The following is a 21678-nucleotide window of genomic DNA, read 5'->3' on the forward strand; positions in this document are numbered from 1 at the left end:
TAATTACGTGGATTTTCTTTGATTTATAAGGAGGGGAAACGATGCTCACGTATGATCGGTGGGAAACGTCAGAAAAACCGTCTTTTCCGTCTGACAATGAAACAAAAGGAGCGCTTGATGTTCTCGCTTGGGCGTACCGCGAGTACGGGGATGAAATTGTGTACGCCTGCAGCTTTGGCATCGAAGGGATTGTGCTGATTGATTTGATTTCGAAAGTGAAGCCTGATACAGAGATCGTCTTCTTAGACACCGGGTTGCACTTTCAAGAAACGTACGATACGATCGCGAAGGTGAAAGAAACATACCCTTCCCTCCGCATCGTCATGAAACAGCCGCACTTGACGCTGGAAGAGCAAGCCGCGCAGTTTGGCGACGAGCTATGGAAACGCAATCCAAACAAATGCTGCGAGCTGCGCAAAGTCATTCCACTGCGTGAAGTGCTGACTGGGGTGACCGCCTGGATTTCCGGCTTGCGCCGTGAACAATCGCCGACGCGGCGTCATGTTGAATACATCAACAAGGACGACAAATTCCGTTCGGTCAAAGTCTGTCCGCTCATTCATTGGACATGGAAAGACGTATGGAACTATGTGTATAAACACAATCTTCCATACAACGTGCTTCATGACCGCGGCTACCCGAGCATCGGCTGCGCCCCGTGTACAGCGCCGGCATCAGACCCGAATGATTTGCGCTCCGGACGCTGGGCCGGCCAAGGGAAAACAGAGTGCGGGCTTCATCTCGCATAGGGGGAGAACACCATATGCTCCTTGCAATTGCCTTTATCGTATCCTTTTTCTTCGCGATGAACATCGGGGCGAGCGGCGCGGCCGCCTCGATGGGCGTCGCTTACGGATCAGGCGCCATTCCCCGAAAATCGGTCGCCCTCCTTCTTTGCGGCATCGGCGTTTTTCTTGGCAGCCTCGGCGGCGGAGAAGTGGTGAAAACGATCGGCTCGGGCATTATCCCGTCTTCGATCCTTACCATCAAAATCGTTGTGATTATTTTAACGGCGGCCGCCATTTCGCTTTTTGCTGCGAACATCATGGGCATTCCGCTATCGACGAGCGAGATCACCGTCGGATCGGTCGTCGGTGTCGGCATTGCCTACCAAGCGGTGTACTTTCACAAACTGCTGTTTATCGTCTCGGTGTGGGTCATCATTCCGATCATTGCCTTCTCATTTACATTCGCCGTCGGCAAATGGTTTTTAGCGCTCAAGCGAAAATATCCGCAGCTTGAGCAAGGCCGCTGGCAAAAAACGTTTATGGCCTTGCTCATTGTCACTGGCTTTTTCGAGGCGTTCTCCGCCGGCATGAACAACGTCGCGAACGCTGTCGGACCGCTTGTCGGCGCCGGGCTGATCGCGGTCGGGCCCGCAACGATCCTAGGCGGCTTGTTCGTCGCTGCTGGAGCGCTCCTGCTCGGACACCGTGTATTGGAAACAAACGGAAAGAAAATTACGAACTTTTCCCCGTTCGAGGGGAGCGCCATTTCGGGCACTGGAGCGGTGCTTGTCATCCTTGCGTCGCTGTTCGGCTTGCCTGTGCCGCTCACGCAAATTACAACATCGGCCATCATCGGCATCGGCACAGCCAAAAGCGGTTTATCGATCTGGCAGAAGCGAATCGTTGTCCAGCTTTTAAAAGTTTGGCTTGTTTCGCCGGTTTTTTCCCTTGTCATTTCGTACAGCCTTGTGAAACTGCTGCTTGACAGCGACGTCTATACGGTCATCGCCATTTTCAGTGTTTGCTTAGCGACCCTCGGCGTCATCAGCCTGAAAAAAACGGTCGCCGAAGAAGAGCGCTCGCTTCATGAACATGGCGGCGGCATTTAATTCTAAACATGAAATCTTACCATCTATCATTCTAGGAGGTTATGAACATGAGCGTAAGCATCCCGCATGGCGGCACATTAATCAACCGTTGGAATCCCGACTATCCGCTTGACGAAGCATCCAAAACGATCGAACTGTCGAAAGCGGAATTAAGCGATTTGGAATTGATCGGCACGGGGGCGTACAGCCCGCTCACCGGCTTTTTGACGAAAGCGGACTACGATGCGGTTGTGGAAACGATGCGCCTCGCTGACGGCACCGTCTGGAGCATTCCGATCACGCTCGCGGTGACGGAAGAAAAAGCAAAAGAACTTGCTGTCGGCGATAAAGCAAAGCTCGTTTATAACGGCGACGTCTACGGCGTCATCGAAATTGCTGATATTTACCGCCCAGACAAAACGAAAGAAGCCACGTTCGTTTACAAAACGGATGAACTCGCCCATCCTGGCGTGCGCAAACTGTTTGAAAAACCGGATGTGTACGTCGGCGGGGAAGTCACGCTTGTCAAACGGACCGATAAAGGACAGTTCGCCGCGTTTTATTTCGATCCGGCAGAAACGCGGAAGCGGTTTGCCGAACTCGGCTGGAACACGGTCGTTGGCTTCCAGACGCGCAACCCGGTTCACCGTGCTCACGAATACATTCAAAAATGCGCGCTTGAGATCGTCGACGGCTTATTTTTAAACCCGCTCGTCGGTGAAACGAAAGCGGATGACATTCCGGCTGACATCCGGATGGAAAGCTACCAAGTGCTGCTTGAAAACTATTATCCGAAAGACCGCGTGTTCCTTGGCGTCTTCCAAGCAGCCATGCGCTATGCCGGACCGCGTGAGGCCATTTTCCATGCCATGGTGCGCAAAAACTTCGGCTGCACGCACTTCATCGTCGGCCGCGACCATGCCGGTGTCGGCAATTATTATGGCACGTATGACGCGCAAAAAATCTTCTCGAACTTTACGGCTGAAGAGCTCGGGATCACGCCGCTCTTTTTCGAACATAGCTTTTATTGCACGAAATGCGAAGGCATGGCGTCGACGAAAACGTGCCCGCATGACGCTGAGCATCATGTCGTCCTTTCCGGCACGAAAGTCCGCGAAATGCTGCGCAACGGCCAAGTGCCGCCAAGCACGTTCAGCCGCCCGGAAGTCGCTGCCGTCTTGATCAAAGGATTGCAAGAACGCGAAGCGGTCACCCCGTCAACGCGCTAAAGGAGGAGCGTCATGAGCACGAACATCGTTTGGCATCAGACATCGGTCACGAAAAAAGACCGGCGCGAGCGCAACGGCCATCATAGCGCCATTCTTTGGTTCACCGGGCTGTCCGGCTCGGGCAAATCGACAGTGGCGAACGCCGTCTCCAGACGGCTGTTTGAGCTCGGCATTCAAAACTATGTATTAGACGGCGACAACATCCGCCATGGGCTCAACAAAGACCTCGGCTTTTCCGCCGCCGACCGGACGGAAAACATCCGCCGCATCGGCGAAGTGGCAAAACTGTTTGTCGACAGTGGCCAGTTTGTGCTAACCGCCTTTATTTCGCCGTTTGCCGAAGACCGGGCGCTCGTCCGCCGCCTAGTTGAAGAAGATGAGTTTATCGAAATTTATGTCAACTGTCCGCTTGAAGAATGTGAAAAACGCGATCCAAAAGGATTGTATGAAAAGGCGCGCCGCGGAGAAATCCGCGAATTTACCGGCATCGACTCACCGTACGAAGCGCCGGAAGCGCCCGAGTTGACGATTGAAACACACCGCTACTCCGTCGACGAGTGCGTCGCGCAAGTGATCGCCTACTTGCGCGACCGCGGGTTGATCCCGGCGGTAAAAGCCAATTAACCACTCCTGTCTCCCGCTCGAAAAAAAGAGCGGGAGATGATTTCACAAAGTCGTTTTCGCACCAGGCCGATCCGTTTACAATGAAAACGTACCGTCTTTCGACGGCCAGCTGGATCATGCAAGAAAGGGCTGAAACAACGATGGGCAAAGTATATCTTGTCGGCGCCGGTCCCGGCGACCCGGAACTCATCACCGTCAAAGGATTAAAATGCATTCAGCAGGCGGATGTCATTTTGTACGACCGCCTCATTAACGAAGAACTGCTGTCGTATGCGAAACCGGGCGCCGAGCTCATCTTTTGCGGCAAGCTGCCCGGCTACCACGTGATGCAGCAAGAAACGATCAACCATTCGCTCGTCCTGCACGCCAAAAAAGGAAAAACCGTCGTCCGCTTAAAAGGCGGCGATCCGTTCGTGTTCGGGCGCGGCGGCGAAGAAGCAGAGGCGCTCGTCAAGCACGGGATTGAGTTTGAGATCGTTCCCGGTGTCACCTCTGCCATCGCTGCGGCGGCTTATGCCGGCATCCCTGTCACCCATCGCGAGTTCAGCTCAAGCGTTGCCTTTGTCACCGGACATCGGCGCGACGGAAGCCGTGAAGATATCAAATGGGAAAGCCTCGCCAAAGGCATCGATACAATCGCCATTTACATGGGGGTTTACCACTTGCCGTATATTTGCGAACAGCTAGTCAAGTATGGCAAGGCGCCAGAGACGCCAGCGGCGGTCATCGAGTGGGGAACGACAACGTCTCAGCGCACGGTCACCGGCACGCTGGCGACGATCGCCGGGATCGTCGCCAAAGAAAACATTGAAAATCCAAGCATGGTCATCATCGGAGATGTCGTCCGGCTGCGCGCCAACATTCGATGGTTCGAACAGCTGTTGGCATCATCCGCGGCCGCTGGCGCGACATCGTGAGGCGATCGCGATGGAAGCCATTTTATACGTCAGCCATGGCAGCCGCATCGCTGCGGCCCGCTATGAAGCGGCTCGCTTCGTCGAACGATGCAAAGCAGCCATCGACATCCCGATTCAAGAACTTTGCTTCGTCGAACTGGCGGAACCGGATATCGTTACCGGCGTTGACCGTTGCGTCGCCCAAGGAGCGACGCGCGTCATCGTCATTCCGCTCCTGCTTCTATCCGCCGGGCACGCGAAACACGACATCCCGGCGGCGCTCGAGCGCGCGAAACGGCGGCATCCGTCTCTCGAGATCGCCTGCGGCACCCCGTTTGGCGTCCATGAAACGATGATCGATATCATCATTGACCGCATCAGTGAACAAGCGACGCCGCTTGATGATCAATCGATGATTTTACTCATCGGCCGTGGCAGCAGCGACCCGGATACAAAGCGCGACATCGCCGCCATCGCCCGACGCCTGAAAGAAAAAACGAACGTGCCGCATGTCGACATTTGCTTTCTCGCTGCCATTCGTCCGACGCTCGATGAAGGGCTTAAGCAGGCGAACGCATCCACATACCGACACGTATTTGTCGTTCCGTATTTATTGTTTACTGGCGTCTTAATGAAAACGATCGAACGGAAACTAGAGGCGCTCCGTGTTTCCCCCCAACAGTGGCATTTATGCTCTTACTTAGGCTATCATCCGCGGCTCATAACGCTCATTCAACAACAACTATCGTCGCTATCGCTTGCGAAAAAAGGAGCTTGAACAAACAAGCTCCTTTTTCATGTACTTTCTGCTTCATCTATTATATCATGAAAACAGAGTGATCGTGACGAAGGAGGCATCATCGCCATGAAACGGGTTCATGTCATTGTCGAAGGACGTGTACAAGGCGTTGGCTTTCGCTATTTCGTCCAGCACGAAGCACTGAAGCGGCAGCTGACCGGCTGGGTGAAAAACAATGACGACGGGACGGTGGAAATGGAAGCCCAAGGACATGAAAGCGCCCTCCAGCTCTTTTTGGATACGATTGAAGCTGGAACGATGTTTGCCAAAGTCACGCGTATGCACATTGCACCGCGCGACCCCCGCCCTGATGAGAAACAGTTCCGCATTATGTACGGGTGTTAACATAATTTCCGAAAGAAGTCTCCCGCCTTAAGGAATGTGCAGGGCGATCGCCCAATGAGCAGGCGGGAGATGAATTCCACAACCATCGATGATCAGGCGCCGCGATGTTCACCGGCCTTTTCAGTATGCCCCGATCAAGCCGGACGCAAATGGGAAGCGGCGTAACGAAAACACGTCTCTAAAATGGCGCTGTTTGCCTGTTCATTTTTGCGCCGCGCCTCACGGCAAAGCGGATCAAATAGATCGACGGCCGCTTGCGGATATTCTCCGCATATATCTACGCCTAACACCTTTTTATAGAATAATAGCAGACGCAGACAAGCGAGCAAGCGGAAAAGCGGCATCCTTCCTTGATCCCAGTTCGTGACCGCGTCTTCGCGGCGAAGCGCGTCTTTATCGATGCTGATATACACGCTTTCGGTCGGGATGGCTTGCAGAAGCGCATTCGGCCATTCGTCATGGTCATCAAACGGAAGAACAGTAATATTCGGAGATAAACGGAGATCGCGCGGAGAAAACGATGGACCAACAATCACCACTTTTCGCAACAGGGCATGTTGAAGCACATGAGCCACCCATGATCCGCATGAAATAAGGCGGTCATCACCCTGTTCAGCGTCCGTATGGTGGTCAAACAGCACAAGGGTGAACGGTTCGTTCATTTCTTTCAACAACAAATACGTGATATAATGATAGTTGCCGCTCCCGATCAGCACCGCCCCGCGGGTTCGCCGCCGGCGCAACCGCTTCTCCATTTCGACAAGCGCGGCCTCGCTGCAATACAAGTTCGTCTCCGGTACATCAGCGAGATCGATCCACTCGTGCGGAAACCGAAACAACTGCTTTTGCGGCCGGTATGTGCCATCAACATTGAGCACAGTGACACCGTTGCCTTGAAACCCCATGTCCCCTCACCTTTCCTTTCGCTGAATCGTTATTCAACGCCTCTAAGGTGCGGATGAGTCCAAGCTGTGTCTCTTTCTATTATACAATAAAAGACGAAATAGTTCCGTTCCTATGCTCTCGTCATGTACAATATATAGAAAACAACGATAAGGAGGGACTCCGTGTGCAGCCGATTGACGCCGCCGCCGTGCAAGAGGCGCTGAACCACCTTGCCAACCGCGATATATACATTCATTTGGAGACGACGAACGGGGCGTATGCCTCTCACCATAATGAAGGAGTTTTTTCCGCTGGCGCTTACATCCGCAACGCCCGCATCCGCTTCACCCGCGGCAAAATCACCGGCCCAGGGCCATACCGCGTCGGGCTGAAGCTCGACATCGGCTGGGTGTACGCCGAAGGGTTAACCCATTGGGAATGGACGAAAGAAGGACAATTGCTGTTAGCGGGACATGACTATGAAGGAAAACTGGCTGTCGCTCTTGAGCTGAGCGGCGAGCCATTTGCCTAAGGAGGGGCTTTCGATGAACGAACGACATGTACTCGTTGTCTTTCCCCACCCGGACGATGAGGCGTTCGGCGTCTCGGGAACGATCGCCCAGCATGTGCAAAGCGGCACACCGGTGACATACGCCTGCTTGACGCTTGGCGAAATGGGGCGGAATATGGGCGTGCCCCCGTTTGCCAATCGCGAAACGTTGCCGTTCATTCGTAGACAGGAACTAGAGGAAGCATGCCGCGTTCTCGGCATTCACGATTTGCGCTTGCTCGGCTATCGCGACAAAACCGTCGAATTTGAAGATGAAGAAGAACTGGCCGACCGGATTGCCGCCATCGCAGCGGAAACGAATCCGTCGCTTGTCATTACATTTTATCCCGGCTACAGCGTCCATCCCGACCATGATGCGTGCGGGGCTGCTGTCATTCGCGCGTTGAAGCGGTGGCCAAAAGAACAACGGCCGACCGTTTATTGCGTCGCCTTTGCCAAAAACTGCGAGCAGGATCTCGGCCAGCCGGACGTCGTCCGCGATGTCAGCTCGGTGATTGATACGAAACTCGCCGCCATTCGCGCTCACCGCTCGCAAACGGAAGGGCTGATGCAGGCGGCTTCAAAACGCGGCGACGCGCTCGCGTGGCTGAAAACGGAGCGATTTTGGACGTACCGGTGGGATGATTAACAGAAGGAGCGGTCTATACAGTCTAAAAAGGGGATCCTAACGCGACGGATCCCCTTTTCGTTTCGCGCCCGCGAGGAAAGATGCCCATCTAGCCGCGCGTAACCCTCATCTTTCCACCGGTAGCCGCTGTCTTGGCCGAAGCTTAGAAACTAGCCGCTGCAGCCAGCGCTCCTTTCAACACGGTAACCGCTTCGCCTTCAAGTTGCACCTGCTCCCCCGCTACCGTCACCCGCACAACGCCGCCGCTATTTGTCAAAAAAGAAATGTTCTCCTCACGGCGGCGTTCACCCAGCTCCCATAGTACATGGGCGCTCGCTAAGGTCGCATGCCCGCACAGATCGACTTCCGCCTTGGGCGTGAACCAGCGCAGGCGATAGCCATCCTCGTATGGAAGTGAACTACTCCCACTTAGCTTTGCTTGAAGTGGGAGACTTCTTTCGGAATTATGTTAAAAAGGCGGCCTCAGATCAGTTCATCTCTGCAGCAATACGTTGCATCCATTCGTCCCGAGCCGGCTGCGGCAGCAGACAGACCGCTGCCGGGTCGCCGACAAACGACCGAGCGGTGAACGCATCAACAATGTATATTGGAATCCTCATCGTTCTCGCCCCTTCTTTCTTCGCCTCGTTCTTTTTCCTTCGCCAACAAGCCGGCTAACTCCTCGTCCCAGCGGCCGTTTTGCCGAAATGAATCAGCAGCGAGCGCCCGAAACAGCCGTTTTCGTCCCTCGACGTCATCCACTTCGCGCAATACAATGTCGCGAGCCCGTTGCAAAAACTCAAGATACGGCCCGTACTCTTCCCCATATTGCTCCTCAAGCTCGCGACGAATGCGGCGAGCGACCGCCGGGCTTGCACCTTCAGTCGAGACAGCGATCGTTAATGGACCGCGGCGGACGACAGCGGGAACGTGAAAATCACACCGCTCCGGGTCATCCACGACATTGACGAGCTGGCCCGGCGCTGCCGCCTGTGCCACCGCCTCGTTTACTCCGCGGTCGTTCGTCGCCGCGATGACAAGAAACGCACCGTCCAAATCGCCAGGTGCAAATGTCTTGATGCACCAGCCAATCGTTCCCGCCGCCGCTAGCGCTTGCAGCTCCGGTTCTGCTTTAGGAGCGATCATCACAACATCCGCCCCTGCCTCGAGCAGCCCGCGAATCTTCCGCGCTGCCACCTTCCCCCCGCCAACAACGACCGCCCGGCGGCCGCGCACCTGAAGAATGACCGAATATCCCATGACACACTCCTCCTCTCGCGGTAAACTTCATCCCTGCCTTAGGCAAACGGAGGATAAAAAAAGAAGCCGTGCACAAAACACGGCTTTTTTTCTATTATATCACCCTTGTTTGACTTCTTGAAGGCATTTTGCCAGCCGCTCGTTTTCCTTTTTCATATACTCGAGCCATTGCGGGAGCAGTTTTTTCATCGCCTCTTGGTCATTGTTCTCCATGGCTTGCCTTGTTTGCTCATGAAGCATATGGAGCTGCTTTTTTTCTTCCTTTGTCATCCAACGTTTCTTTTTATGTAACTGTTTCAGTTCTTGCTTAAACTGCTCTTTCGTTATTTTTTTGTCCGCGAGCTGATCGATGAGCCGGTCAAGGGCCGCCTCACGCTCCTTTTTCAGTTGCTTATGCTTCTCTTTCATCGCCTGTTTCACTTTTTTGTCCTTGAACTGCTCGCGCAGCGCGTTCCGTTCATCCAACACTTTTTTCCACTCGCCGGCTTGCTCTGGCGTATACGTTTGGACCATTTCCATCCACTTTTGCTCATCGAGCGCCCCGTGCTTCCACATATGTCCAACCGGCAAATGAACATCGCCGGCTTCATGATGGCCGGCAACCACCCACGACGGCATCGCCAGCACGAGGGAAACAAAAAACGCCAACCATACGTTTTTCATGCTTTTTCACTCCTTTTCTTTTCGGTTCTTCTCCATGGCAACTTCGACCTGCTCCATTCACCGTTCATTCACATCTATGGCGATCTCCCCTTTCCAATGATCATTCCTTCCTATTTTCCCCGTTTTTTGGGCATCATTGCATAAAAAAGTTAAGGAGGTTCGTCAAAAATCGAACCTCCCCATGTTTATTGAGAAAACTCATTTAGCGGAATTTTTCCTCAATGCGCCGTCCGTAATCGCGCAGCGCCTTTGCGTTCGTCTGCTGCCGCTTTTTCATCAGTTCCGCAAAGCGGAGTTGTTTTTCTGTCCATTTTTTCGTCAGTTCTTGTTTTTTCTCGTCATCCTCGCAACAGCGAAGCAAATCTTCAAGCGTCATCAGTTCTTTTCGCAATTCCGTCTCTTCCGTCACATACCCAGCATTTTTCAGCAACAAATACCCGAGCCGCAACTCTTCGGGAATATGAGAAATATCCTCAAGCTCGAGCGGCTTTCCAAAACCGGGCAAGTGATCAAACTCGCCGTTTTTCATCGCCTCGCGAATTTTCTCTTCGGCAATGCGCCAAAATCCATCCATTTCACGTCAACTCCTGTGCCTGCCGCCTCGCATGCTGCTCGGTTAAAAAATGGACAAATTCGTCATACGGAAGCGGCGGGGAAAAATAATACCCTTGCGCCTCATCACACCGTTTTCCTTGCAAGTAAGCTGCTGCAGTCTCTGTTTCTACCCCTTCGGCTAACACTTTTACACCTATATTATGCCCGAGGCGGATAATGGACGGCAAGATGACATCTTTTTTCCTTGAATATGCTGGACGAACGAACGGTCAATTTTCAGCCGATCGATCGGCAAATCGGTCAGGTAGCTGAGCGAGCTGTAGCCGGTGCCGAAGTCGTCCATGCTGATCGTCACACCGAGCGCTTTGAGTTTCGCCAAAATATCGAGTGCACGCTCTGTATCCATTGTCATTCGTTCCGTAATTTCAAGATCCAAATGGTGCGGCGGCAGCCCGGTGTCAGCGAGCAGGCGGGCGAGCTTGTCGACAAACCGCCGGTTTTCAAATTCATACGGTGATAAGTTGACGGAGACGGACAAATGCGGAAACTGATCGATCAGCTGTTTCGTTTGCCGACAGGCGGTGCGGATCACCCATTCGTTGATCGGAATAATCATTCCCGTTTGTTCGGCGACCGGAATAAACAATGAGGGGGGGATCATTCCTTTCTCCGGGTGGCGCCAACGGATGAGCGCTTCCATGCCGATGACTTGCCGGTCATAAAGCCGAATTTGCGGCTGGTAATACAGCTCGAACTCCCCATTTTGAAGCGCACGCCGCAAATCGCGTTCCATGGCCATCTTTTCCTGCAGGCGGTCGGCCATCGGTTCAGTGAAAAAGAGAAAATCGCTCGCCGCTTTTTTCCGCGCCTCATAGCGGGCAATATCCGCCTTGCGGATTAACGTTTTCGCCTCCTCCCCGTCTTTCGGGTAGACGCTGATGCCGATGTTCACCGTTACATATAGCTCAAGGCCGTTGACAACGATCGGTTCGTCAGCAGCTTCAATCAAGCGCTTCGCTGCTTGCTCCGCTTTTTCGTTCGCGCTATCCGGCAGCACAGCGATAAATTCATTTCCGCTCCAACGCCCGATCGTTATTCCCTTCTGTTCCCGCCAAATGCCGGACAAATAAACCAACACTTCGTCCCCGACGGCATAACCGTAAAAATCGTTAATCGTCTTGATGCCGGTCACTTCCAAAAACATAACCGCCACTTCTTGCTGAAACCTGTTTGCATCGGCAAGACAACGCTCCGCCGCCTTGTACATCGCCTCTTTGTTCGGCAGCCCGGTCAGTTCGTCATGGCTGGTGATATAGTGCATCCGCTCTTCGTTTTGTTTTCGCTCCGTTACATCACGGACAGCGACGACCGTTACTTTTTGCCCTTCGTAATCGTAGCGGCGCTGCACGATTTCCGACGGAAACACCGTTCCGTCCTTTCGGCGCAGCTCGATCTCAAACCGCTCCAATCCGCTGTCCGAACGGACCGGTCTCATCGATCCGGCGACAACGATATCATCGATCGGCAAGTGGACGAGTTCGCTTTCTGTATAGCCAAGCAGGCGGCACGCCGCTTCGTTTACCTCGACAATTTTCCTAGATGCATACACGATGATTCCTTCCATCGTCATCTCGGCCAGCCGCCGCAGCCGCCGCTCATTCGCTGCCAGCGTTTTTTTATAGATGGCAAACGCCCTCCGTTCCATTTGTCGATGCAGCGCTAACAAATAAATGAAGACAGCGATGAAATAAATCGTCATCATGATGGCGGCTGCCTTTTGCCGTTCGTTTTGCAGACGCCGCTCATACATCTTCGCATCATAATCGATGCCGACGACCGCATCCACTGTCCCATCGGACCTATGAATCGGCATAAATGCGCTGATGCTTCTTCCCCACTCATCCGTTGTCGGGTGCTGTTCCATCGCAAACCGACCTTGAAACGCCGCTTCTATTTCTGGAAAATCGCGGTGGTAAATCGTCCCAGGCGGAACAGCTTGTGCATTTTTGCCGCCGATGCGGCTATTCCGGTTGTCATCGGCCGCTGGGCCGACAACAAAATACAGCTCACCGTGCGCATTCTTTTTTAACGTATATACACTAAGCACGCGGCCGTGTTGCTGCCATCGCTCGAGCGCAGCCAGCATCGTATGATACGCGGGCAGACGGTCCGCTCTTTCATCAAGATGCTCATGCCCCATGGCGGCCAAATCGCCGGCGATCATGCCGGCGATTTGCTTCGCGCTTTCCTTGTATTCTTCACGTTCATGATTCTCTGCCTCATAGATATAAGCCATTCCAGCGCCTAAAAGAAAGAGCGAACATACGGCAAAAGCAGCAGTTAGCTTTGGCGCCGCCCTCCATGGCGGCAATGCCCCATGCCGCTTTGTCACCCGCTGGGCATACATATAGACAGCACCCGCTGTCAAGAGAAATCCGAACATGTATACGAGATATTCGAACTTATTCGACATGAATCATCACCGTCATAGCTTTTTCGACGTTCTTCTTTCATTATAAAGTCGGTGTTCCTTACCCGCTTCCCTCCGCCGTTCCTATTCGTTCGACAGCTTCCGACATTTATACATGAGTCATAGGACCGAAGTATCAGAAAAGCCGTATCGCTGTCGCCACAAAAACGAACATCCTAATAGGGAACATAGAAACAGATTTCTACAAGCCATTAAGACTAGGTCCTATGTTTGTAAACGCATTGTAACATTATTTAATTCAACTGTAAAAAACAAGACCGTTTTCCTCTGTTATACTGTAGTCAGATAACGTCGAATGGAAAAAGATCTTGTCGGGGGTTAGGAAAAATGAAAAAATGGCTCACTCTTTTGTCTGTATCCATGATCGTTCTATTTTCCTCCTTCTTTGTAAGCACTTCCAGTTCCGATGCAGCAGCTAACAAAACACGGCTAATCGCCGAAGCAAAAAAGCTTGTCGGCACTCCTTACCGATATGGCGGAACGACACCAAAAGGATTCGATTGCTCGGGATTTGTCTACTATGCGCATAAAAAAGTCGGCGTCACCTTGCCGCGCTCTTCCAAAGAGATGTATAAAAAAGGGACATACGTACATAAATCGAAATTGCAGCCGGGAGATTTAGTGTTCTTTGACACGTCGAAACGAACGAAAGGCGTCTCGCACGTGGCGATTTACATCGGAAACAACCAGGTCATCCACGCTGTTTCGCGCGGTGTGAAAATCGACAATTTAAACAGCAGCTACTGGAAAACGAAATACGTCGGAGCCAAACGGTTGTAACGGTTCCAGCGAGTGAAAAGCTCTCTGTCCTATTAGATTCGCTTACGATAGGCAGAGAGTTTTTATTATGGCAAAAAAAAGCGGCTCTCCGCAACCGGAGAGCCCAATATGTATTCATAGGGGATCGGGGGAATACTTGGAAAACGTTACGCTATTATTCATTTCCTCCCTTTTCATTTTTTATACATGAAAACAAAAAAATTTTTATACTTCCTGCTCTGAATCAACCACATAAACCATTCATGGGCATCCGCCTAAAAGCCAAACGAAAAAAATCGTCTCCTCTAGTTGGTGTGGGACAGAACGAAGAAATGGGAAACCGATATGACAAAGTTGCTCCATTTGAAAACCGTCGTTGAGAAGCATGCGTCTTCGTGCATCACCGTCCTTCTCGCATGACAGACATAAATAGGCGATCGGTGTCGAATGTTATAGATGATGATTTGTTGTCCGTTCATCGATTTTGAATAAAGGCAGGTGTTTTCATTGTTCGCTTCTTCAGAGCTGGGCATCGATTTAGGGACGATGAATGTCCGGCTGTTTAGCCAAACGAAGGGGCTGCTGTTTGACGAACCGGCGGCGGTCGCCTATAATCGTCAAGCGAACAAGCTGATGGCGATCGGCAAAAAAGCAAAGCAAATGATCGGCAAAGCCCCGTCCCACGTCGAGGTCACCTATCCGCTGCGAAATGGTGTCATCGCTGATTTTGACCAAGCGAAAGCGTTGTTGCAGCAAGTCTTCAAACAATCGAGCAAACAGCTCGGCCTCGCCTTCAAAAAACCGAGCATCGTCATGAGCGTTCCGTTTCACGCCACCTCCGTCGAGCGCCGCTCTTTTTATGAAATCGCCAAACATTGCGGAGCGAAGCACATTCATTTCATCGAAGAGCCGGTCGCAGCGGCCATTGGGGCTGATTTGCCGGTCGGTGAACCCGTCGCTAACGTCATCGTACATTTAGGGGCCGGCAAAACGGAAGCCGCGATTATCTCATTTGGCGGCGTCGTTGCCTGCCGCTCGCTTCGCATCGGCGGCAACCAGCTTGATGAAGACATTATGCAATACGTTCGTCAGCGCTACAATTTGCTAATCGGCGAACAGACGGCCGAACAGGTGAAAATCGAAATCGGCAGCGCGCCGGGAGCTGGCTTGGCGCAAACGATGACCATTCACGGCCGCGATTTTGTCACCGGATTTCTTAAAGCCGTTTCCCTTGATCCGGCCGAGGTGCAACATGCCATCAAGGAATCGCTTCTGCAAATCGCCGAAGCCATTCGCGCTGTTCTTGAGGAATGCCCAGCCGAACTGAGCGGCGATATTATCGACCGCGGCATCGTTCTCACCGGGGGCGGGGCCTTGCTTCACGGCATTGAGCAATGGCTCAGCGCTGAACTGCATGTGCCGGTGCATGTGGCGCCAAACCCGGCCGAGGCGGTCGCCATCGGCACCGGGAAGGCATTGCGAGCGATGCCGAAACGGCTCGGCGCGGCGCTGTAGCGAGCTGATGTCCCTCAAAAACGAGCGGACAGCCGCATGGTGCAGCTCGACTCCTCGCCATTCATCATGAAAACCATGTTTCATCGTTCGGCAACATAGCGAACGAGCGTAACGGAAGGGTTCACCACCATAAAGAAAAACCCCGCGTCCATGGCGGGGTTTTTCTTTTATAACGGGACCTTCTTCCGTTCCATCACGTTTGGCGCAGCCTGTCTGCATCGAAATGACACCGGCCCCGCCTTATGAGGTTTGCCGGATGCGTTCTTCCTCTTTTGCCGCTTGCGCCCCTTCGGCCGCCTCCAGCAGCAAATCGACAAGATGGACAGCGCGAACGCTTTCTGTCAACCCGGCCCGCTCAATGCCAAGCTTCATTTGCAGCAAACACCCCGGGTTGGCGGTGACGATCGTCGTCGCCTTCGTTTGCTTTGCCATTTCCATTTTATAATCTAAAATTTTCATCGACATCTCGGGTTCAACCAAATTGTAAATGCCGGCCGAACCGCAGCAGCGGTCGGCGTCTTTCATTTCGCGAAACTCGACTCCGTCAATCGCTTGCAACAGGCGGCGCGGGGCGGCTGCCGTTTTCATCACGTTGCGCAAATGGCACGAATCCTGATAAGTAACCGTTTGCGGCGCAACGCGAAGCGGTAGGTGGTGAAACCCGAGTTCGACCAACACTTCAGAAATGTCTTTGATTCTCGCCGCAAACGCTGCCGCCCGATCGCGCCATGCGGGATCGTCCTTTAGCAGATGACCATATTCAAGCAAAAACGCCCCACAGCCGCCGGCGTTCGTCACAATATACTCAACGTCCAACTGTTCAAAAGCAGCAATGTTTCGCTTCGCGAGTTCTTTCGCCAGTTCTTTTTCCCCGCCATGTCCGTGCAGCGCCCCGCAGCATCCTTGGGCCGGCGGAATGATGACTTCACAACCCGCGAGCTGCAATAGGCGCATCGTCGCATCGTTTGTCGTCATAAACATCGTATCCATCAAACAGCCGGCAAAAAAGGCGACCCGTTTTTTGGCCGAGCCGTCCGGATTCAGGCGATGCGGCCGGTTTTTCAGTTCTTTTGCGGTTGGAACGTCGGGCAGCACGCGCTCCATTTGCCGGAACGAAGCGGGCAGCAGGCGAAGCAGCCCGGTTTTGCGAACAAGCGTCCGCAAGCCGGAGCGCTGATACCATCCAAGAAACGACGCGGCCTTTCGCATCCGCTCTTGATGCGGAAACAGCCCGGCAAAGACAACCTTGCGCACAAGCCGGATATGAAGCGGCATTCGCTGATGTTGGGCGATGATATCGCGCGCCTCTTCAAGCAAATGGCCGTAGCGGACGCCAGACGGGCAAACGGGTTCACACGCCCGGCAGCCTAAACAGAGGCGAAGCGACCGCTCGACTTCCTCATCCGGCTCGATCAGCCCGTCCACGACCGCTTTCATTAAGGCGATCCGTCCGCGCGGCGACTGGGCTTCTTGCTGCCCGGATTCAATGTATGTCGGACACGACGGCAAACAAAAACCGCAGCGCATACAGTTCATCAATTCATCCTCGTCCATCCGCTCTTGAAACGCTTTTTGAATCAGTGCTTGGTCTGTCTTCGATGTCATCGTGTCACCACCACCCGCTTTCTTGTGCTTTTCGCGAACACTTTGCCTGGATTCATAATGTTGTTCGGGTCGAGCGCCTGTTTAATCGCCTTCATGGCGGCAATGCCGGCCGGGCCGAGCTTCCATTCCAAATACGGCGCTTTCATCGCCCCGACGCCGTGTTCCCCAGTGATCGTCCCCCCTAATTCAATCGCTTTGGCGAAAATTTCTTCAAACGCTTTTTCCACCCGTTCCATTTCTTCACGGTTGCGGGCATCAGTCGGACAGGTCGGATGCAAGTTGCCGTCGCCGGCATGGCCGAACGTACAAATTTTCAGTTGATATTTCGCGGCGATCTCATTGATGGCTTTCACCATTTTCGCAATTTCCGAACGCGGCACGGTCGCATCTTCTAAAATCGTCGTCGGTTTCAAACGCGCCAGCGCCGATAGCGCCGCCCGCCTCGCCGTCCGTAGCGCCTCGGCCTCTTCCTCTGAACGGGCAAGCTCAACGGACACCGCTTGTTCCGAACGGCAAATATCAGCCATCTTCTTCATATCGCGTTCCACCACTTCGTTTGGCCCATCCTGCTCAATGAGCAAAACGGCTTTCACATCGGTCGGCAAACCGATGCGGGCGTAGTCCTCGACAACTTCCAACGTCGGCTGATCCAAAAACTCAAGCGTTGCCGGGATGATTTGATTGGCAATGATTTTCGACACAGAACGGGCAGCCGCCTCTAAATCTTGATAAAGAGCGAGCATCGTCTGCTTCGTCTCCGGCATCGGGATCAGTTTCAACGTTGCTTCGGTGACGATGCCAAGCGTCCCTTCCGATCCGACAAACAGGCGAGTTAAGTCATAGCCAGCCACATCTTTTGCCAGCTTGCCGCCGGTGCGGATGATATCGCCATTGGCCAAGACGACTTCCAATCCAAGCACATAATCGCGCGTCACGCCATATTTCAGCCCGCGTAAACCACCGGAATTTTCGCTAATATTGCCGCCGATCGTCGAAATTTTCATCGACCCCGGATCCGGCGGATAAAACAACCCTTTTTCCTCAACCGCCTTCATAAGGTCAAGCGTGATCACGCCCGGTTGAACAGTCGCCGTCAAGTTTTCTTCGTCAATTTCTAAAATGCGGTTCATATGTTTAAACAGCAGGGCGATGCCGCCTTCAACCGGACATGTGCCTGCGCAAAGGTTCGTTCCTGATCCGCGCGGTACGATCGGAATGCGATATTCGTTACAAATTTTCGCAATTTCCGCTACTTCTTGTGTATTTCGCGGCGCAACAACCGCATCAGGAAGCGATTGAAACTGCGGCGTTGCATCGTAAGAATAAACGAGACGTCCTGCTTTTGTATCATCATAGTTTTCCGCCCCGACAATTTGAATCAGCCGTTTTTTCGCTTCGTTTGGAATCAACTGTCTCACCTCTCCAGAGTGATTGACGCTCGTTGATAGCGGAAAAGGGGCCGGGCTTGGCGCCTCTCTTCCCCCTTCGCCAAGCCCCGTCCCCCCTTCGTTGCCGTTATGGAATCATCCATGACAATACCGTCGATTGCAAATAAACGAGAATGCCAATCAAGATGATTAAGAACAAGCTATGTTTGACCGTGAAGCGGAACAAGTCGGATTCTTTGCCCGTCAAGCCGACAGCCGCGCAGGCAACGGCGATCGACTGCGGCGAAATCATTTTCCCGACAACCCCGCCGGACGAGTTGGCCGCCAATGCCAACACTGGATCCATGCCGATCGAGGTCGCCGTCACTTTTTGCAAGTTGCCAAACAATAAGTTCGACGACGTATCCGAACCGGTAATAAACACGCCGAGCCAGCCCAAAATCGGCGAGAAGAACGGGAAGAACGACCCCGTTTTCGCCAGCGCCATCCCGAGCGTCGTGCTCATGCCCGATGAGTTGGCAATATACGCAAAGCCGACGACCGAGGCGATGGTGATAATCGGGTATTTCAGTTCATTCAACGTTTCCACAAACGTCCGCGACCAGTCTTTCCATGAAATGCCGACAATGAACTTGGTCACGACCGCGGCGAGCAAGATGGCCGTGCCGGCCGCACCAAGCAGCTCAAGCTTATACACCGCCGCAATCGGCTGGCCGCTCGCGTTCAAAATTTGGTTGTTCAACCCCGGCACCGGCGGCATAAACGTCAAATGCGAGCCGATCGCATTGATGGCCTTCAGCAACGCGTTTGTTCCTTCATAATGACCGGTGAGCGCCGCCTTTACCTGCGGGATGCCCCAAAGCGAGATCAAAGCTGTCAGCACGAGGAATGGCGACCACGCCCGGAACACTTCCCCACCGCGATGCGTTGCACGAGCCGTTTGCCCGGCAGCCGCCACCTCCGACTCGGTCGCAAAGCGGAAGGTGCTTTTCGGCTTCCAATATTTCAAAAAGACAGCCAACGCGACGATTGAAACGAGCGAGGACAAAATGTCCGGCAGTTCCGGTCCTAAAAAGTTTGACGATAAATATTGCGTCAGCGCGAACGACACACCCGAGACGATAATGGCCGGAAATACTTCCACGGTCTTTTTCCAGCCCGCCATAATGAGCACGAGATAGAACGGAATGAACACCGATAAAAACGGGAGCTGCCGACCAACCATTTTCGAAATTTCCATCGCCGGCACGCCAGTCGGCCCTTCCATCGAGATGATCGGAATCCCGACTGCCCCGAACGCAACCGGGGCCGTATTGGCAATTAAACAAATGCCCGCAGCGTAAAGCGGATTAAACCCTAACCCGACTAGAAGCGCTGCCGAAATCGCTACTGGCGCACCGAATCCGGCCGCCCCTTCCAAAAACGCCCCGAACGAAAACGCAATGAGCAGCGCCTGCAGCCGCCGGTCTTCGGTGAGCGAAACGACGGAGTTACGAATGATGTCAAAATGGCCGGTCTTCACCGTCAGCTTATATAAAAAGACAGATGTAATGATGATCCAGCCGATCGGCAACAGCCCGTACACCGCGCCTTGCGTCACCGACATGACCGCCTTTCCGGCCGGCATTCTGTAAGCGATTACAGCCAGCACAACAGCAAGCAGCAACGTCGTCAGCCCCGCAACATGCCCTTTCATCCGTTTGACGGCCAACGCCCAAAAGAAATACAAAATCGGAATGAGTGCGACAATGGCCGATAACCACAACTGATCGGCAATTGGCGTAAAATCTTGCTTCCACTGCATGCGGTTTTCTCCTCCCCTTTATGCCCGACTTGGCGGCGTTTGCAACTGATCGCCCACTTATCTTTCTGTTTCACTCTTCCAGTCATCAGATGACCGGATAAGAAACGCCGTCTGTCTCAAATTATAAAAGCGTTTTCAGCAAAAGACAATAGGTGTTTTTTTATTTTTTTGAACTTTCCATTCACTGCATCCTCTCCCCAGCCACAAAAAGCGCTTGTCTCGGCCCATGATGCTGTATCATAATAGATAGTGCAGGAGATTTCCTTCCTCACAATCGGAAATCTACTTTAAATCGTATTTGAGGTGGATCCATTGGCGTTTAAACGGATTAAAACAAAAAAAATTTATGAAGAAGTGGCCGAAGCCATTTTTGATATGATTAAAAACGGGGAGCTAAAACCCGGTGATAAACTCGATTCCGTCCAACAGCTGGCCGAGCAGTTTCAAGTCGGACGGGCCGCCATTCGCGAGGCGCTCACTGCGTTGAAAGCGATGGGACTGATCGAGCTCAAACAAGGGGAAGGAACGTACGTGCGCGAGTTTGATCCGACGATGATGACATTTCCGCTGTCCATTGCTGTCTTAATGAACAAGGAAGATATTTGGCATTTGCTTGAAGTGCGCAAGCTGCTTGAGGCAGGTGCCGCCTCGCTCGCCGCCGCCAAGCGGACAGACCGCGACCTCGATGCGATGGCAGAAGCGCTTTGGCAAATGAAAGAAGGGATCGGCAGCGATGAGCTTGGCGAAAAAGCAGATTTGGCCTTCCATATGGCGATTGCGGCGGCGTCGCAAAATCCAATGCTTATGAGCATTATGAACAGCGTTTCCGGCATGATCGTCGAAACGATGCGGGAGACGCGCCGCATATGGCTGTTTTCGAAACAAACGACGACCGAAAAGTTGCTTGCCGAACACCAAGCCATTTTCGAAGCCGTTCGCGATCAAAATCCGGAAGCGGCTCGGGCGCGCATGCTGGAGCATTTGACCAATGTCGAAAACGTGCTGCGCCGCTATATTCGCACTCAGCAGCCAAACTGAGTGCGTCTTTTACAAAAAAGAACTACAAATCTGAAAAAATCGTTTATAATAGACATATAGTCATCAGATGACCCGCTCACCCAACTAGATAAACAGGAGGGAGAATACATGAAAGTATCATTATTCGTCACCTGCCTCATCGACCTCTTTTATACAGATGCTGGCAAGGCGACCGTCGAACTGCTCGAGCGGCTCGGCTGTGAGATTGATTTTCCCGAGGCGCAAACGTGTTGCGGACAGCCGGCGTATAACAGCGGCTATGTCCAAGAAGCGAAAGAGGCGATGAAACAAATGATGCGCGCGTTCGCCGATGCCGACTATGTCGTCACCCCATCCGGCTCATGCGCGGCCATGGTAAAAGAATACCCGCACCTCTTCCGCGGCGACCCCAAATGGGAAGACGAAGCGAAGCGCCTAGCGGCGAAAACGTACGAGCTGACCCAATTTCTCGTTGACGTGCTGAACGTCGAGGATGTCGGCGCCTCACTCCCCGGGCGGGCGACGTACCATACGTCCTGTCACATGACAAGGCTCCTTGGCGTCAAAGAAGCGCCGTTCCGCTTATTAGAACATGTCGAAGAACTCGAGCTTGTTCCGCTGCCGAACGCTCATCAATGCTGCGGGTTTGGCGGCACGTTTTCCGTCAAAATGGGTCCGATTTCCGAACAAATGGTAGATGAAAAAATCGCGCATATCGACGAAGCGGACGTCGACTACGTAATCGGCGCCGATTGCGGCTGTTTACTAAACATCGGCGGGCGTATCGAGCGGCTCGGCAAACCGATTCGCGTCATGCATATCGCCGAAGTGTTAAATCAACGCAACGAA

The 21678-nt window shown here is 53.1% G+C and carries 20 protein-coding genes and 3 pseudogenes; 13 read left to right on the forward strand and 10 right to left on the reverse strand.

Annotation, left to right across the window (positions count from 1 at the left end; translation table 11 throughout):
• The first annotated feature begins 41 nt into the window (after positions 1–41).
• The 7 genes from GS3922_RS13585 (at position 42) to GS3922_RS13615 (ending at position 5709) form a co-directional block, all read left to right on the forward strand.
• Positions 42–749 (forward strand): phosphoadenylyl-sulfate reductase, encoded by a 708-nt coding sequence (locus GS3922_RS13585; protein WP_063166775.1) that lies wholly within the window; start codon positions 42–44, stop codon positions 747–749.
• A gap of 14 nt (positions 750–763) precedes the next feature.
• Positions 764–1837 (forward strand): sulfate permease, encoded by a 1074-nt coding sequence (locus GS3922_RS13590; RefSeq protein WP_063166776.1) that lies wholly within the window; start codon positions 764–766, stop codon positions 1835–1837.
• Between the two features lie 47 nt (positions 1838–1884).
• Complete coding sequence (gene sat / locus GS3922_RS13595) at positions 1885–3045, forward strand: sulfate adenylyltransferase (protein ID WP_063166777.1); 1161 nt, start codon at positions 1885–1887, stop codon at positions 3043–3045.
• Between the two features lie 12 nt (positions 3046–3057).
• The gene (gene cysC / locus GS3922_RS13600) at positions 3058–3669 is read left to right on the forward strand and encodes an adenylyl-sulfate kinase (protein ID WP_063166778.1); all 612 of its coding nucleotides are present in this window, start codon (positions 3058–3060) and stop codon (positions 3667–3669) included.
• A gap of 140 nt (positions 3670–3809) precedes the next feature.
• Positions 3810–4586: a uroporphyrinogen-III C-methyltransferase gene (gene cobA, locus GS3922_RS13605; RefSeq protein ID WP_063167418.1), complete on the forward strand. Its 777-nt coding sequence runs from the start codon at positions 3810–3812 to the stop codon at positions 4584–4586.
• Positions 4587–4596: 10 nt separating this feature from the next.
• The gene (locus GS3922_RS13610; protein WP_063166779.1) at positions 4597–5343 is read left to right on the forward strand and encodes a sirohydrochlorin chelatase; all 747 of its coding nucleotides are present in this window, start codon (positions 4597–4599) and stop codon (positions 5341–5343) included.
• An 87-nt stretch (positions 5344–5430) separates the two neighbouring features.
• Positions 5431–5709, forward strand: coding sequence for an acylphosphatase (locus GS3922_RS13615; RefSeq protein ID WP_063166780.1), 279 nt, complete (start codon positions 5431–5433; stop codon positions 5707–5709).
• Positions 5710–5843: 134 nt separating this feature from the next.
• Here GS3922_RS13615 and GS3922_RS13620 read toward each other — a convergent pair whose 3' ends face one another.
• Positions 5844–6614 carry an arginase family protein gene (locus GS3922_RS13620; RefSeq protein ID WP_063166781.1) on the reverse strand — a complete coding sequence of 257 codons (771 nt, stop codon included), beginning with the start codon at positions 6612–6614 and terminating at the stop codon, positions 5844–5846.
• Between the two features lie 164 nt (positions 6615–6778).
• Here GS3922_RS13620 and GS3922_RS13625 point away from each other — a divergent pair, with 164 nt between their 5' ends.
• Together GS3922_RS13625 and bshB2 are read left to right on the forward strand one after the other, a co-directional pair.
• A complete protein-coding gene (locus tag GS3922_RS13625; protein WP_063166782.1) occupies positions 6779–7126 on the forward strand; it encodes a YojF family protein in 348 nt (115 codons plus the stop codon).
• A gap of 13 nt (positions 7127–7139) precedes the next feature.
• Positions 7140–7793 (forward strand): bacillithiol biosynthesis deacetylase BshB2, encoded by a 654-nt coding sequence (bshB2, locus tag GS3922_RS13630; protein ID WP_063166783.1) that lies wholly within the window; start codon positions 7140–7142, stop codon positions 7791–7793.
• A gap of 268 nt (positions 7794–8061) precedes the next feature.
• Here bshB2 and GS3922_RS18440 read toward each other — a convergent pair.
• From GS3922_RS18440 to GS3922_RS13650, 6 genes and pseudogenes are all read right to left on the reverse strand, one after another.
• Positions 8062–8163: pseudogene (locus tag GS3922_RS18440) on the reverse strand (PhzF family phenazine biosynthesis protein); the annotation flags it as partial.
• Positions 8164–8260: 97 nt separating this feature from the next.
• Positions 8261–8392: a PhzF family phenazine biosynthesis protein gene (locus tag GS3922_RS18275; RefSeq protein ID WP_250636810.1), complete on the reverse strand. Its 132-nt coding sequence runs from the start codon at positions 8390–8392 to the stop codon at positions 8261–8263.
• Entirely contained in the window at positions 8367–9032 is a 666-nt protein-coding gene (locus GS3922_RS13635) for a precorrin-2 dehydrogenase/sirohydrochlorin ferrochelatase family protein (RefSeq protein WP_063166784.1), read from the reverse strand. The genes GS3922_RS18275 and GS3922_RS13635 overlap by 26 nt, the downstream gene beginning before the upstream one ends.
• Positions 9033–9131: 99 nt before the next feature.
• A complete protein-coding gene (locus GS3922_RS13640) occupies positions 9132–9695 on the reverse strand; it encodes a hypothetical protein (RefSeq protein ID WP_063166785.1) in 564 nt (187 codons plus the stop codon).
• 202 nt (positions 9696–9897) lie between these two features.
• Entirely contained in the window at positions 9898–10269 is a 372-nt protein-coding gene (locus tag GS3922_RS13645) for a DnaJ family domain-containing protein (RefSeq protein WP_063166786.1), read from the reverse strand.
• A 1-nt stretch (position 10270) separates the two neighbouring features.
• Positions 10271–12723, reverse strand: a pseudogene (locus tag GS3922_RS13650) (putative bifunctional diguanylate cyclase/phosphodiesterase).
• Positions 12724–13068: 345 nt separating this feature from the next.
• On the opposite strand from GS3922_RS13650, the gene GS3922_RS13655 reads away from it, so the two are divergent.
• Together GS3922_RS13655 and mreBH are read left to right on the forward strand one after the other, a co-directional pair.
• Positions 13069–13521: a C40 family peptidase gene (locus tag GS3922_RS13655; protein WP_063166787.1), complete on the forward strand. Its 453-nt coding sequence runs from the start codon at positions 13069–13071 to the stop codon at positions 13519–13521.
• A 486-nt stretch (positions 13522–14007) separates the two neighbouring features.
• Positions 14008–15015, forward strand: coding sequence for a rod-share determining protein MreBH (mreBH, locus tag GS3922_RS13660; protein ID WP_063166788.1), 1008 nt, complete (start codon positions 14008–14010; stop codon positions 15013–15015).
• A gap of 240 nt (positions 15016–15255) precedes the next feature.
• Here the strand turns inward: mreBH and GS3922_RS13665 are convergent, their stop codons facing one another.
• From GS3922_RS13665 to GS3922_RS13675, 3 genes are all read right to left on the reverse strand, one after another.
• Positions 15256–16620, reverse strand: a complete 1365-nt coding sequence (locus tag GS3922_RS13665; protein WP_063166789.1) for a (Fe-S)-binding protein — start codon at positions 16618–16620, stop codon at positions 15256–15258.
• Positions 16617–18029 carry a glycolate oxidase subunit GlcD gene (glcD, locus tag GS3922_RS13670; protein WP_063166790.1) on the reverse strand — a complete coding sequence of 471 codons (1413 nt, stop codon included), beginning with the start codon at positions 18027–18029 and terminating at the stop codon, positions 16617–16619. Before glcD ends, GS3922_RS13665 begins: the two co-directional genes overlap by 4 nt.
• Positions 18030–18135: 106 nt before the next feature.
• Positions 18136–19812: an L-lactate permease gene (locus tag GS3922_RS13675; protein WP_063166791.1), complete on the reverse strand. Its 1677-nt coding sequence runs from the start codon at positions 19810–19812 to the stop codon at positions 18136–18138.
• Between the two features lie 312 nt (positions 19813–20124).
• On the opposite strand from GS3922_RS13675, the gene GS3922_RS13680 reads away from it, so the two are divergent.
• Both GS3922_RS13680 and GS3922_RS13685 read left to right on the forward strand, forming a co-directional pair.
• The gene (locus GS3922_RS13680) at positions 20125–20850 is read left to right on the forward strand and encodes a FadR/GntR family transcriptional regulator (protein WP_063166792.1); all 726 of its coding nucleotides are present in this window, start codon (positions 20125–20127) and stop codon (positions 20848–20850) included.
• A gap of 108 nt (positions 20851–20958) precedes the next feature.
• A pseudogene (locus GS3922_RS13685) lies at positions 20959–21672 on the forward strand ((Fe-S)-binding protein); the annotation flags it as partial.
• Between the last annotated feature and the right edge of the window lie 6 nt (positions 21673–21678).

It is taken from the genome of Geobacillus subterraneus (assembly GCF_001618685.1).
Lineage (GTDB): Bacteria > Bacillota > Bacilli > Bacillales > Anoxybacillaceae > Geobacillus > Geobacillus subterraneus.